The 13,938-nt window shown below is 64.2% G+C and carries 13 protein-coding genes and 1 pseudogene; 4 read left to right on the top strand and 10 right to left on the bottom strand.

The window, feature by feature from the left end; all coding sequences use genetic code 11:
* Window positions 1-99 precede the first annotated feature (99 nt).
* The 4 genes from BLQ01_RS21945 (at window position 100) to BLQ01_RS21930 (ending at window position 5,753) form a co-directional block, all read left to right on the top strand.
* Window positions 100-1,917: an SLC13 family permease gene (locus BLQ01_RS21945; protein ID WP_091554423.1), complete on the top strand. Its 1,818-nt coding sequence runs from the start codon at window positions 100-102 to the stop codon at window positions 1,915-1,917.
* Between the two features lie 152 nt (window positions 1,918-2,069).
* A complete protein-coding gene (locus tag BLQ01_RS21940; RefSeq protein ID WP_091554420.1) occupies window positions 2,070-3,833 on the top strand; it encodes an MFS transporter in 1,764 nt (587 codons plus the stop codon).
* Window positions 3,830-5,431, top strand: a complete 1,602-nt coding sequence (locus BLQ01_RS21935) for a leucyl aminopeptidase family protein (RefSeq protein WP_091554417.1) — start codon at window positions 3,830-3,832, stop codon at window positions 5,429-5,431. Before BLQ01_RS21940 ends, BLQ01_RS21935 begins: the two co-directional genes overlap by 4 nt.
* 28 nt (window positions 5,432-5,459) lie before the next feature.
* A complete protein-coding gene (locus tag BLQ01_RS21930; RefSeq protein WP_091554414.1) occupies window positions 5,460-5,753 on the top strand; it encodes an SHOCT domain-containing protein in 294 nt (97 codons plus the stop codon).
* Between the two features lie 96 nt (window positions 5,754-5,849).
* Here BLQ01_RS21930 and BLQ01_RS21925 read toward each other — a convergent pair whose 3' ends face one another.
* From BLQ01_RS21925 to BLQ01_RS21880, 10 genes and pseudogenes are all read right to left on the bottom strand, one after another.
* Window positions 5,850-6,110, bottom strand: a complete 261-nt coding sequence (locus BLQ01_RS21925; RefSeq protein WP_026542698.1) for a GlsB/YeaQ/YmgE family stress response membrane protein — start codon at window positions 6,108-6,110, stop codon at window positions 5,850-5,852.
* 72 nt (window positions 6,111-6,182) lie between these two features.
* Window positions 6,183-7,163 (bottom strand): serine/threonine-protein kinase, encoded by a 981-nt coding sequence (locus BLQ01_RS21920; protein ID WP_091554412.1) that lies wholly within the window; start codon window positions 7,161-7,163, stop codon window positions 6,183-6,185.
* The gene (locus BLQ01_RS21915) at window positions 7,160-7,525 is read right to left on the bottom strand and encodes a hypothetical protein (protein ID WP_223944137.1); all 366 of its coding nucleotides are present in this window, start codon (window positions 7,523-7,525) and stop codon (window positions 7,160-7,162) included. Before BLQ01_RS21915 ends, BLQ01_RS21920 begins: the two co-directional genes overlap by 4 nt.
* 115 nt (window positions 7,526-7,640) lie before the next feature.
* Window positions 7,641-8,162: a MarR family winged helix-turn-helix transcriptional regulator gene (locus tag BLQ01_RS21910; protein WP_026542701.1), complete on the bottom strand. Its 522-nt coding sequence runs from the start codon at window positions 8,160-8,162 to the stop codon at window positions 7,641-7,643.
* 65 nt (window positions 8,163-8,227) lie between these two features.
* Complete coding sequence (locus BLQ01_RS21905) at window positions 8,228-9,292, bottom strand: FUSC family protein (RefSeq protein WP_026548611.1); 1,065 nt, start codon at window positions 9,290-9,292, stop codon at window positions 8,228-8,230.
* 204 nt (window positions 9,293-9,496) lie between these two features.
* Window positions 9,497-10,768 carry an Ig-like domain-containing protein gene (locus BLQ01_RS21900; RefSeq protein WP_254779570.1) on the bottom strand — a complete coding sequence of 424 codons (1,272 nt, stop codon included), beginning with the start codon at window positions 10,766-10,768 and terminating at the stop codon, window positions 9,497-9,499.
* Entirely contained in the window at window positions 10,765-11,340 is a 576-nt protein-coding gene (locus BLQ01_RS21895; protein ID WP_254779569.1) for a hypothetical protein, read from the bottom strand. The genes BLQ01_RS21900 and BLQ01_RS21895 overlap by 4 nt, the downstream gene beginning before the upstream one ends.
* Window position 11,341: 1 nt before the next feature.
* Entirely contained in the window at window positions 11,342-12,223 is an 882-nt protein-coding gene (locus BLQ01_RS21890; RefSeq protein ID WP_091554410.1) for a COG1470 family protein, read from the bottom strand.
* A gap of 85 nt (window positions 12,224-12,308) precedes the next feature.
* Window positions 12,309-12,764, bottom strand: a complete 456-nt coding sequence (locus BLQ01_RS21885; protein ID WP_026548615.1) for a hypothetical protein — start codon at window positions 12,762-12,764, stop codon at window positions 12,309-12,311.
* Between the two features lie 905 nt (window positions 12,765-13,669).
* Window positions 13,670-13,938 (bottom strand): annotated as a pseudogene (locus BLQ01_RS21880) (lipoyl synthase); the annotation flags it as partial.

Here is a 13,938-nt window from a genome sequence, read left to right as displayed (position 1 = left end):
CGCCCATCACTCACCCGATTGGGGTGACCCTGCGGCTTTGACCCGGATCTAGTCTGAGAGAATGCTGGCCAAAGAGCACACGGCTTATCCAAGGCACCCATGACGGACGTCATTGTCACGGACGTCATTGTCACGCTGGTGGTGCTGGTCGCGGTGATCGCCGCGTTCGTGTGGAACCGCCTGCCTGTGGAGGTTGTGGCCCTCGGAGCAGCATTGGCCCTCTATGGCACCGGCATTGTGGGTTTGGACGAGACTTTCGCCGGTTTCGGGAGCGGAACGGTGGTGTTGATCGCTGCCCTGTTCGTGGTGGCGGAGGCCATCGATGCCGCGGGAGTAACCACTTGGCTGGGTAGTTTGCTGATCAGGTTCTCGGGTACCAGCCGTACCCGGCTGATGGTGTTGATGATGGTTCTGACCGCCCTGCTGACAGCACTCATCAGTGTCAACGGAGCGGTCGCAGCGCTGTTGCCCATGGTGGTGGTGCTGGCGGTCCGGCTGGGACGGCGGCCATCGGAACTGCTCATGCCCATGGCCTTCGCTGCCCATGCCGGTTCTTTGCTGATCCTGACCGGTTCGCCCGTCAACATCCTGATCCTCAACGCAGCATTGGAGGCCACGGGGAAGGGAATCGGGTTCTTCGAGTTCGGGCTTGTGGGGCTTCCCTTGCTGCTGGGAACCATCGGATTGACCCTGTGGCTGGGCCCGAAGCTCCTGCCAACCCGGACCCCTGATGCCCTCCCCAAGGACCTGGGCTCCCACGGCCGGACACTCATGGACCATTACCTCGGCGGGGAGGGCCTGAGCCGGCTCAGCATTCCGGCCGGTTCGGCGCTGGTGGGCCAGCCGGTGGCGTGCCTTCAGGACGGGCACGACGGCGGCCACCTCCACCTCATCAGCGTGCAAGGGTCGGACGGCAAGCCGTCGGAAAACGCGGTATTCGAACAGGGCGATGAGATTGTGGTGCGCGGCGGCCAGCCCATCATCGACGCCCTTGCCGCCCGGCACGGCCTAAGCCAGGACGACGACGCCACCTGCGGACTCATCAGCAGCACCTACGGGGTGGCCGAGGTAGTAGTGGCACCCCGCTCAAACCTCGTCGGCACGGAAACCTACCCCGGCATGGTCACAGACAGCGGGGACCTGGTGGTGCTGGCCCATCACCATCCGGGTGAGCCGGAGTCGTCGGGACGCACGCTGATCACGGCCGGAGACCGGCTGTTGCTCCAAGGCACCTGGTCTGCGCTTGACCAGCACACCGTGGACCACAATGTGCTGCTGGTTGATTCGCCGGACACCATCCGCCGCCAGACAGTTCCCCTGGGGCCGCGGGCCATGCCTGCGCTCATCATCCTCGGCGCCATGGTGGTGCTGCTGGCAACCAACCTCGTGCCTGCGCCGGTGGCAGCGACGCTGGCGGCCCTGGCCATGGTGGTGCTGCGTGTTGTGACAGTTCAGCAAGCCCACCGTTCCATGGCCTGGACCACCCTCATCCTGGTGGCCGGCATGATTCCGCTGTCCACGGCCATTACCTCCACCGGCACCGCCGAGATCCTCGCTGAGGGCATGGTGTCGGTGGTAGGAAACGCCGGGCCTTTGCTGTTGCTCCTGGGACTCTTCGTGGTAACCGCCGTCCTGGGCCAGCTGATCAGCAATACGGCCACAGCCTTGATCATCATCCCCATTGCCCTCTCCGTGGCCCAGGAGTCAGCCATCAACCCCTACGCCGTGCTGATGTGCGTCTCGGTAGCTTCCTCCGCCGCCCTGCTGACTCCTGTGGCAACGCCGGCCAACATGATGATCATGCAGCCGGCGGGCTACCGGTTCGGAGACTACTGGAAGTTCGGCCTGGCCATCATGGCGCTGTACGCGGCAGTGGCCATCCTGCTGGTACCCGTGTTCTGGCCCCTGCAGACGTAGCCCGCTTTCCCGGACCCAGGACTCCTGAACCCGAAAACCCAATGATCGGAGACCAAGACCAAGGCAAACCTGCACACCGTTCCGCCAACCCCGTAGTGAGGTATCCAAACGCCCCTTCCCAGTGAACGGGCAGAGCACACCAGGAGCACGACATGGCCAGCGACCACACCATCACTGAAACACCGCCACCGGTCAAGGCGGCCTCATGGCTGCCCTTGATCGTGGTGGTCCTCACCCAAATCCAGGCATCGTTCGCCGTCAACGCCTTGACGGTTTCCATGCAGGGCATCACTACCGACCTGGACACAGCAGCGACGTCCGTGGGCACTGCCATTACTGCCGGGACGTTTTCGATGGCGGCCTTCATCCTGCTGGGAGCGAAGCTGGGTGCCCGGTTCGGAACGCGCAAGGTGTTCCAGATCGCCGTCGCCATTCATGCCGCCGCCATGGCAGGGGTGGCGTTGAGCCTCAGCCCGGCGATGCTCTTCATTGCGCAGGCCTCCTCCGGCGCTGTCATTGCCCTGATCGCCCCTGCCCTCACGGTCTTTATCGCCACCAATTACAAGGACCAGCAGCAGGCAAAAGCCATTGGACTCCTGGCTGCAGCCATCCCGGCTGCCGGTGTGCTGGCCTTGCTGGTCGCCGGTTGGTTCGCCACCACCATCGGTTGGCGCTACTCTTTCGGCCTCATGGTGATCCTCGGTGCCATCAACCTGCTCCTGAGCTTCAAGCTCAAAACCGTCCCAGCTCAACCCCAACTGAAGATCGACTGGACCGGCTCCATCATCGCCGCGGTGGCCGTCATCCTGTTGAGCTTTGGTTTCAGCGGCCTGTCCGCCTGGGGTACCTGGTTCGCCACCAACCAGGCACCCTTCGACATCCTGGGGCTCTCCCCTGCGCCACTGCTGATCCTCCTCGGAGCCATCGCGGGTCAGGTGTTCTTCATGTGGATCCGGAAGCGCCAGGACGCCAAACTGCCCCGGATTTTCGACCTCAGGGTGTTGGCATCAAGTTCCGAACTCGCCGTGACGGCCTGCATGGCCATCATGCTCTTCGTCGGTACCGCAGCCAACTTCCTGATTCCCCTGTACATGCAGATCGTCCAGGGACGCTCCAGCATTGAGACTTCGTTCTCGATCATCCCCTACACGTTGTCCATCTTCCTCGCGAGCACGTTCGTGGCGTTCCTGTACGACAAGTTCCCGCCGCGCACCATCGCCCAGGGCGGCTTCGTAGTGGTGGCCGGCGCCTTGGTCCTTCTTGCCTTCACCATCCGCAACGACTGGGGCCAGTTGTTCGTGGTACTCGGCCTGATCCTCCTGGGGTTGGGCCAGGGCGCAATCGTCGCTTTGGTGTTCAACACGCTGCTCAGCGCGGTTCCGCGCGAGTTGGCCGGCGACGTCGGAGCCTGGCGCGGACTGGTCCATAACCTCTCCGGCAGTGTCGGCATCGCGGTGGCGAGCGCGTTCGCCGTCGGAATGCTGTCCAGCCTGATTGCCAGCGGCGCCGCCGCGCATCCGGACGTCTCCCAGGAGCTGATCTATAAGGTCAACGTCAACGAGGCTGACTTCATGACCAATGCGCAGGTGGAGGCTGTCATCGGCGACCGCGTCAGCAGTCCCACCGAACTGGCAGCCGCCACCGAGGTCAATGAGGAAGCCAGGCTTCGGGCCCTGCAGATCTCCCTGCTGGGTTTGTCCGGGCTCGCCCTGCTGGCGATTGTTCCGGCGGGCCGCATGCCTGGCCGCATGAAAGGCGACCTGCCTGAACAACTGGAACCCGACGATCCCGATGCCATCCCGGAGCCGGGCCTGCTGCCGGACCAAGCTGTCACGGCTTCTTCGGCGCCGGCTGCTTCTACTCCGGGCGCTCCAACCACAGCTGTCCCAACCACAAGAGAACGGGCGAAACGGTGAACCACGAACCCTACAAACTGATCCCGGAAGACTTCACGGTCCTCCCCTCCCTGGGCGGTACCGAACCTGAGCTGCATTTTGTGGACGGTTTCGGCCCGCTCGACGCGATAGGTGTGCTGGTGCCCTCGGAAGGTGACGTTCCGGAGTCCATCGGCCTGCACCGGGAAACCTTGGAGAAGGCAGGTTTTGACGGGACCCCGGGGACCACCCTGCAGCTGGCCAATGCCTCAGGAACCCTGGTGGTTGCCGTTGGCGGCGGAAAGCCGGGCTCCTTGGACGCCGACGGCTGGCGCAAGGCCGCGGCGGCTTTGGTCCGTGCCACGCAGAAGCATTCGCGGATCGGCTTCGAACTGCCTGCCGGTTCCGGACAGGCCGACGGTTCCGGAGGGGCCGACGGTTCCGGACAGGCCGACGGTTCCGGACAGGCCGAAGGTTCCGGAGGGGCCGGGACAGCAAGTTTCGACGCCGGGAGACTGGGCCAGGTTCTGGCCGAAGGCGTGCTCTTGGCCCGGTATAACTACGACACCCTCAAGAGCAAAGGCAAAGAAACCCCCCTGACCGAGGTCCAATTCCTGGCGCCGGGGTTGGACGTCGAGGCAGCTTCGCGCGGGCTGGAGACGGGCCGCGTGAAGGTGCGGGCCACCACCGTCGCCCGGGACCTGTGCAACGCTCCTCCCAGCCACCTCACCGCCGTTGGACTGGCTTCGGCGGCGAAGGAGCTTGGGAAACGGTTCGGATTCGGGGTTGAAGAGTTCGACAAGCAACAACTCATCGACCTCCGCTGCGGCGGCCTTCTGGGCGTCAACGCCGGCAGCGCCCAGGAACCGCGGATGATCAAGCTCACTTACCAACCGGACGGGTCCGCCACAGGCCACCTCGGACTGGTGGGCAAGGGCATCATGTACGACTCCGGCGGCGTCAGCCTCAAACCCAGCGACCCCATGCACCTGCTCATGAAAATGGACATGGGCGGCGCGGCGGCGGTGCTTGCGGTCTTCACCGCGCTGCATGACCTCGGGTGCAAAGCCGCCGTCACCGGGTTCCTGATGTGCACGGACAACATGCCTTCGGGCTCCGCCTACAAGTTGGGGGACGTGCTCACCACGCGCAGCGGACTCACCATAGAGGTGAAGAACACCGACGCCGAAGGTCGCCTGGTGATGTGCGACGCCCTGACGCTCGCTGTAGAGGATGGGGTGGACGGGATCGTGGACATCGCCACTCTCACCGGGGCAGCCTTGATGTCCCTGGGACAGCTCACGGCTCCGGTGTTCGGTAACGATCAGCGGCTGGTGGACCTGGTGCTGGAGTCGGGTGGGCGGGCTGACGAACAGCTGTGGCAGCTTCCCTTGGAACGGGCCTACCGTCCCCAGTTGGACTCGGACGTCGCCGACATCTCCAATCTTGGTGGACCTTACGCCGGTTCAACCACTGCCGCCCTGTTCCTGGCCGAATTCGTGAGCGATACGCCCTGGGCGCACATCGATATTGCGGGCACCATGCAATCGGACAAGGACGACGCCTGGCGAAGCAAAGGCGCCACAGGGTTCGGCGCGCGGCTCCTCATCGACCTGGCGCTGGACTATTCAGCCAGCTGACACGCTCCACCACCGAAGGGATACCACCATGGGTTTTTTCAGGACCGCCGGCCGTGCCGCCGTCGTGGGTTCAGTACTTGGCCGCACGCAGCGCAGGCAACAACAACGCTTTGCCGCCGAGGATGCCGCAGCCGCCGCGGCAGCGGGACCTCCCGTGGCACCGCTTCCGGTACCGCCGCCCCCGCCGCCTGTACCGTCCGCCGTCGTCGATCCGACCGATCACATGCTCGCCCAACTCAAGCAGCTCGGAGAACTGAAGGGTGCCGGCGTGCTCACTGACAAGGAGTTCCAGGCCCAGAAGGCACGGATCCTGGCGCGCTGACATCCGGACCGGAGACAGCAAGGAGGCCCCGCCGCTGCAGGTTCTGCAGCGTCGGGGCCTCCTTGGTCACCGATAGTGACAGGCGATGCCAGGCGGTTAGGCCTTCTTGCGCGTCACCAGTCCCCAGATGACGAGGACCAGCAGTGCGCCGCCAATGGCGAGCAGCCAGGTGGACAGCGACCAGAACTCGTTGATGCCCACCTTGAACAGTGCGCTGCCGATCCAGCCACCCAGAACGGCACCCACGATGCCCAGGAGGATGGTGGTGATCCAGCCGCCGCCCTGCTTACCGGGCATGATCGCCTTTGCGATGGCGCCGGCAATCAAACCCAAAATGATCCAACCGATAATTCCCATTTTTCATCTCTCTTTCATAAGTAGGACCCAGTTCGGCACAAGGACGCATGCCGCTATCGACCTGATTGTTGGCTACCAGGTAAGTCGTCGGAACATTCCGACGACTTGGCTGGCAGACGGCCTGCCGGCAGGATCGGGGTCGGTCATGGCATGAAGCACCATGGACCAACGCCGCCGAACCGTGCCGGGAATTCGGGGTTCCCCCAGAGTCCTTGCAACCATTGACTCGAGGGGAGGGCCTGGGAACGCTTTGGTTCCGGTCAGGCATTCAAGTGCCACCAAGCCCAGCGAATAGATGTCACTGGCCGATGTGGACGTACCGCCGCACACCTCTTCAGGGCTTAGGTAGTGAGGCGTTCCCGACGACGACCTGGGCGCAGCATGACGACCGTCGATTGCTATCCCAAAGTCGGTCAACTTCGCGGTCCCGAGGCTGTCCGGGGCTGCATTGAAATCCACCAGGATATTGCCGGGCTTGATGTCGTTGTGGACAATTCCACGGCGGTGCAGATGCGTGAGTGCCTTGGCAATCCCGCTCATCCACGCCACAGCCTGCCCAGGCGTGGCCGGTCGGTCATGGAGAATTGAGCGGAGGTCGCTTCCATCCATCAGGTCCATCACCAGGTAGTTACGGCTGCCCTGCGGATCTGTGGTTTCCCAGATACCGGAACCGAGCACCGCCACGATGTTCTGGTGGCGAAGACGGCTGTGGATGTCCACCTCCCGCCGGAAGGGCGCGTCCTTGGCGGCCTGCGATTTTGCGGGATCTGTTGCCCTGAAAATCTTGACGGCCACGGGCTTTCCGGTCCGCAGGTCAAGGGCTTCATTGACGTAGGCTTCCGAGCCGCCGCCCAGGCGCCCACCAAGCCGGTACCGTCCGCCGAGCACTACCTCGTCTTGAAGGGGAGCCGCAGGTTGCAGGGTGGCGCGTTCCCCCGCTGTGCGCGGAGCGGGCCCATAGGCTGTATGTTCCACGACTGCCTCCGGCCTGGCCATGCTTGAACACCCGGCCCCGCGATCAGCGCGGACGGCCGCAACGTCAAGCGTGGTCACGCCAGGAGGGTTTCGATTTCGGCGGCAGGTACGCCGGCCACCTCGGCAAGCGCCTGGGGGTTGGCTCCGGCGTCAACGGCCTTCCGGAAAGCCAGGGCAAGGGTGTTCTGGGAGATGGCGAGTTCGTGCTGGAGACTCTGGCGGCGGAGAGCTGCGATCCAGACGCCGCTGACGGGGTCGATGGCGTCGATGTCCATACGGAAGCCGCACCCGCAGGCCCATTCCGGCCAAATGGGCTCCACGGAAACCCATTTCATGGCGTCGTAGGCGGGTCCAGCCGAGATGGCCATGTGCGATCCGCAGTGCACGGGTCCCATGGGGATGACCTGATCGGTCACAACCTGCACGTCATTCTCAGCCACTGGTGTGGAACTTGGTTCACGCAACGCGACTGTCATCGTCTTCCCACACATTCCCTAGTAAGTAGCTTGGCTATCTAGTTATATGTGTACTTATCACTTAAGTCCAGTCGGCGGCCTAAGGAGTTGCGATGCTGTCGATCGCCTTTCTCATGCGCCGGAGGAACTCCACTACGACGGCAGAGTCCTCGCCACTAAGGCTCTCAGCCGCCTCCATCATGCGGGTGTGCATGTCCCCCAGAGTGCTGCGGACTTCCTGGTCCGAGCCTGCAGTGGGTCGAAGAATCAGGGCGCGCCTGTCGGTCGGGTGCGGTTCCCGGGTGACGTAACCGGACCTCACCAGGCGATCCACCAGCGAGGTCATGGACGCAGACGTCACTCCGAGCCGGACCGCCAACTCCTTGGGGCCCACGTCGCGGCCCGCCCGCTCGGCTTCCAGAAGGTAGCGCAAGGCCACGAGGTCGGTTTCGCCCATGCCCATGGAAGCGCGGGTGCGCCGACGCATGTCAGCCTCGGCCGAGCGATAGTCCCTGAGCGCGTTCAGGACGTCCACGGCGCCCATTTGCTTGCGGCTCTCCAGCCCGTACCAATAGCCCTGACGTTCACTTTTGTCGTTCATCACCAGTCCTTTGGTAGACATGTATCTCGCTTGTCTAACCAATCGATACTAGGTGATAACTCCAGGGTCCGCCGACCTGCCCCTGTTCAGGCAGTGGATCGTGCCGAACGCAGCCGTCGCCAGAGGGCCGGCGCCACTACTACTGCGACGCCGACGGCGGCACCGATGACGGTCTCGATGATGCGGTCCCGCAGGAGCAACGCAGGATCAACGGGCGCCGCCAACAAGGTAGCTATCAACGCCAGCGGAGTCACGAATACCTGCGCCACGAGGTACTGCCGGGCAATGAACATTTCCGCGCCGAACTGGCATGCCGCAATCACCAGGACCATGGCCCAGGGTGCAGGGTTCAGCCACAGGATGCCCGCCAAAAGCACCAGCCCGATCACCGTACCGGCGATTCTTTGGATGCCCCGGCTTACCCGGTGGCGCGTCGAGTGGCCCACCAGTGGAACCACCGCGGCAACCATCGCCCAGTAGGTATGCCCGAACCCGAGACGCTCCCCCACCAACGTCGCGATGGTTCCCGCAAGGCCTGCTGCCACCAGGTAGCCGCCGCCCTCAAGCCAGATCGCCCGACGCTCCGCGCCCGTGTGACGAATGGGCGGCGGGCGTTTCCAAGGCGTTCGATGACTGCTGGCAATGCGCGAGGACATGCCGATCAGCAGGCAGAACCCGGTTGTCAGGATGGCCACCAGCATGGCTTCCCACAGTGGTGGCTGGGCTGCGATGGAAGCAATGGCGGCGAACGCAAAGATATGAAAGAGGGAGCCGCCTGGTCGGAGCCGCCACGCAGCCACCACCACGGAACAACCACCGGCCACAATGGTGGTCGCGGCCGTCAGGAGCCAGGAGTACGCCGCACCCTCCAACCCGGAAGCCTGGGCAAAACGGGCCATCAAAGCGGCCAGGAGGATGATCAAAAGCATGAAGCCGCCGGCACGCAATTGGCTCCGGAAACGGACGCTGTGCGGCTCGTTGCGGCCATAAATTCCGGTGAATGCGCCGAAGGAGGCAAACACAGCCAGGTCCAACCGCCCGATCAGCGTCAGCGTAATCAGCGGAACGAACACCCCTATGGCGCAGCGGAGGGCGGGATGGTGGTCCTTGTTTCCAGGACCCATCGTGAACATTTCCGCTACAGCCTTCAAGGGGGCGGCTCGCCTTTCGTCGCAGGATCAAACGTACGACGACGGCGCTGGCGTCCGTTTCAAGGTTACGCTCCGGACGCCGGACACCATGGAGTTTTTGTACAGATAGTGCCCCGAATCACGCGTCATCGGGGCCCTATCTGTACATAAATCGGGGCACTGTCTGCACATAAATCGGGGCACTATCTGTACATAACTGCGGGTTCAGAAGCGGGATGCAGCGAGGCTGTTGACCTGCGTCGTGGGTAGCGGGTTGCCTGCAATGTCCGTCAAGCCGGATGCCGGGGCATAGCCCGGAAGTGGCGTCGGCGTAGCAGCCACGGTCAATGCGCCGGGGCCTCCCGCTCCCAAAGTGATGGTCAGAGTCTTGGCGCCCGGGTTCCACGTCAGCGTAGAGCCGTTGGTGTTGTTCCCTGCGAAGGTGAGGGCGGAGGCGGTGTAATCCCCACCGAGTGCCACACTGCCAACCCTCAGACTGGGGCAGCCCGCTTGGGTTACCGTCAGCACATCGCCTGCGCTGATGTTTACCAGGACCTGGCTGCTGCCATTTCCATTCTGGGTCTGCGTTGCCGTATTGCTGGTCCAAGCGCTGCAGATGGTGTTGGCGCTGAGGGCCTCGGAGAAGGTCAGGGTGACCGAGTCGCCCTGCTCTACGACGCCAGGGGTTTTCCCTGCGCCATTGTTCAACTGGACACCCGTGATCGTCGGCGATGACACGTCCTTGGTGGCCGTCGCCGTGCCTGCGGGACCTGTGTTGCCGGCCGCGTCAGTGGCCTTTGCCGAGAAGGTGATGGTCCCGGGGCTGAACGCACCCAGGTTGACCGGCACGGCTGTCCAGTTGCCGGCCGCATCGGTGGTGATGGTTTGCGTGACAGCCTGGGCTCCGCCGCCGGTGATGGTCAGGACCACTGTGGAATTGGCTTCCGCCGTGCCACTGACCGGAACACTGCTGACGTTTCCTTGGTTGACGGACCCAGGCGCAGTCACCACCGGAGCCAGAGGCGGGGTGGTGTCGGTGACCGGGGTCGTTGCTGTGCTTCGCTGGCTTTCGGTTCCTTGCCACAGGGAAAGCGTGGGGGTCACGGTGTAGTACCAGGTTCCCGCGGGAACTGCGCTCTCCACGCAGCTCAGTGCCGCCACTGTTCCGGCGCACGCACCTGTAGCCGGGATCCTGGTCCCGGCGGTCGCTGAACTGTAGCGGGCAATACTGTAGCCGGTCACGGGGCGGCCTGCCGCCGTCGTGCTTGCAGTCCACGAGACCGTGACATTGGCGCCGGAAATGCTCGCCGCAGGCCGTGCCCCCTGTGCCAGGGAGTCCGCTTTTGCTGCGGCCGGTCCGCTGCTGATGGAGCCCCAGAAGGCGCTGGCAGCGGGTCCGCCCCACGAGAGAAGGAGAAGGCCGGCCACAATGATTGCAAGCCTGCTCCTCCAGCCGAACAGTGCAGGGAGGGGTCGGTTCTGACCGGACGGGCTCACTTCCGCACCTCCAGCGTGACGGGGATGGTGAATTGGGCGCCTTGGCAGGCGGAGAGGGACGAAGCCCCCATGCTGGCCGCGCCGGGAAGCGTCAGCAGGATGGAGGAGTTGGCCGGGATCACCACGGAAGGCACAAGCGGCGCAGCAGGCGCAGTGAAGGTAACCCCAGTGGTGGTGCAGCCGGGATGGGCGGCATCTGCCGTCACAGACCCGTTGCCTGCGAGGCCGTAAATGGTCACCGGATGCGGGTTCGGGTTGGAGGCGCGAAGAAGGACGTCGGCGGTTCCGCCCGGGGCCAGGCTGGTTTGCAGGGTGTCGCCCGGGACCAAGGCGTCCATCGTGACGGTCTGGAGGGTGCCGTTCGTTGCTGAGCCACTGCCGATGCCTGTGGCTGCCCAATAGGCATAGGCAGATCCTGCCCCGCCCAGGATGCACAGGGCTAAGGTAGCAGCGGCCGTTCGGGCAATTCTGCCCCGTGCCGGAGTATGTGGGGCCGGGGTGCGCGGAGTGCGGGTGCCCTGTGCCGGGGTGCGTGGAGTGCGGGTGCGCGGAGTGCGGACTGTCGTCGTCATGTCAGTTCGCCTGTCCAGTGCCGGTGTAGGTGAGTTGGATGGTTGCGCCTTTGCAACCATCCTGGTTCCGGGAAGTGTCCAGCATGGTGATCTGGGGCCTCTTCGGCTCGGCCACTCCCAGCGATGACAGGGTTCGATCCCCTGGCACCACTGTCAGCGGATACGTTCCTGAGTACTGGGTGAGCGTGTAGTCAGCCGTGGTGCATGGCAGGTTGGCTGCCGTCGCGGCGGCTGTCCTGACCACCTGGCTGATGGCAACCGTCAGATTGGTCACCGCGATGGCCTTGTTGTTGGGGTTGGAGATCAGCAGGTCCACGGATCGGGTGACTCCAGGGGCGAGCAGCCCGTTGACAGTACCGCTCACGTCAAAGCTCCGTTTCACTTCCAGGACATGCAGTTGCGCCTGCGCCGACGACTCGATGCTTCCGGCCGTTCCCTTCACGGTAAAGTCCGATTTTCCGGCCGGGGTACCTGCAGCTGTGGAGATTGTGACCGTGGCCTGGACGGTGCTTCCGGAGGTCAAAACCACCGACGACGGCGACCACGCGGCTGCCGCTCCTGCCGGCAAGCCCGCGGCGGCGAAGGTTACCGGTCCCGTGAATCCTCCAGTGGATGCGACGGACATCGTGTAGGTGGCTGACTGCCCCTGATCGACCGTGCGGCTCGAAGGCGACAAAGTCACCGTGATTCCCTTGCCGGCCTTGGCCTGGCTTCCCTGGTTTCCTTGGCCGCCATTTGTTCCCTGTCCGCCACTTGTTCCTTGTCCGCCGCTCGCGGCGAGTGCTGCAACGGGCACGAAAGCCACTACCAGCGCCAGGAGCAGCGCGCGCAGTGGTATTCCGATTCGGTGCAATGGCTCATTGGGCTCTGGCCGGGGGTCCATGGAAGCTCTTTTCGGACGGTTCAGTGCTGGGCAGGAAGATCAGCCGGGGACCACCACTCACAGGATGGTCCCCGGCAGGCCGGTGCTACAGGCTGGAGACGTTGACCGTCACGATCGCCGATTTGCAGGCGTCCTGGTTCACGGTGGTGCTGTCGTTGAACTTCAGGACGCCGCTGCCCACGGAGGTTCCGGCGGCGCCTGCTGCCACGGGGCTGTTGCTGGTGACGGCGGTGACCTCAAACCATGCGGGCAGGCAACCAGCCACGTTGGTGGTCACGTTCGCGGTGAGGGCACCAACCACTGTGCCGGAGGTGGTGGAGTTGTCTGCCGTGTAGGCCACGTCAACCTGGTTTCCCGGGGCAAGTCCGCCGGCAAAGGTTGCATGAAGGGCGACCGTTCCCCCGCCGGCCGAGTTGGTAGCTGAGCCGCTGCCCGAGCCCGTGGTGGTCCAGTAGGCGTATGCGGCTCCGCCGCCCACAGCTACCAATGCCACGCCTGCGACGGCGGCTGTGATCCGGCTCTTCTTGGAAAGCTTGCGCATGATAAGACTCCTTGGTTTTCTCTGTCCCGGGGAGCCGCCTCGCAACCCCCAGCATCCGAACTTTGTTGTCGGATGAAGCGATGCCCCCAATGTTTCTGTGCGGCATGCTTGCGTGGCTACCCTTGGCTGTACGCCATTTTTCGGGCCGAACAAGGAGTCGGAAATACGCTCATTCCGGATGCAAGTACTCAGTTTTGGGTTGCGGACTACTTGGATGGACAGGTGGGAATGCAGGCACGGCGGGGCGGCGGGTACTCACTTTTGGTTGAGCCGCTCCGAGTGCCGTCCCCACGCTTCGGGATCCCCTGACGCGCACCGGCACGCGGCCCTGCGCGAACATTGTGCGCGTCTTGAGCAAAAACTGCGCTGGCGTTCGAGTCCTGCGGGTTCATGACTTAACCCCCGACGGCGGTCAGCCGCCTCTGGGAGGTTGCTGACCGCCGTCGTTCATCAACGGTTCCGGGTGTTGGCTGAGGGGGTTACCCGGGTTGCGTAAGCGCGTCGAGGGAGTTGAAGCTGTAGAGCTGGATACGGCGACGCCCACCTCCATGCGGCCACCGCTGAATTTTCGCGATGTCCGTCAGTGGTTCTCCAAAGCATGGCGTGGCCCTTGCGGGCTTGGTGCAGGAGGGCGTGGAGCAGTGCTTAGCCGTGCCTGGCCGTGCCCAGCCGTGCCTGGCCGTGCTAAGCCGTGCCTGCCGTGCTTAGCCGTGCTTAGCCGTGCCTGGCCGTGCCTGGCCGTGCCTGCCGTGCTTAGCCGTGCTAAGCCCCGTGCTTAGCATTGCCTGGCCGTGCCTAGGCGTGCCTGGCCGTGCTTAGCATTGCCTGGCCGTGCCTAGGCGTGCCTGGCCGTGCTTAGCATTGCCTGGCCGTGCCTAGGCGTGCCTGGCCGTGCCTAGCCGTGCCTAGCCGTGGGCGGCGAGGATGGTGGAGGCTTCCTGGCGGGTGGTGCCGGAGTCCTGGATGCCTTCTGCGATGTGGGCGAGTTCGGCGGGGATGTCCCGGCCTTTCTTCCGCATCGCGGTGGCCCACAAACGCCCGGCCCGGTACGAGGACCGCACCAACGGACCCGACATGACACCCAGGAAACCGATCTCCTCGGCCTCGTGCTGGAGGTCCACGAACTCCTGCGGCTTGACCCACCGGTCCACCGGCAAGTGCCGCTCGGACGGGC

Origin of the sequence: Arthrobacter sp. UNCCL28, assembly GCF_900102805.1 — a bacterium.
GTDB classification, from domain to species: Bacteria; Actinomycetota; Actinomycetes; order Actinomycetales; family Micrococcaceae; genus Arthrobacter; species Arthrobacter nicotinovorans_A.
The sequence above is the reverse complement of the archived record's forward strand: the minus strand, read 5'-3'. Positions and strand labels throughout refer to the sequence as shown.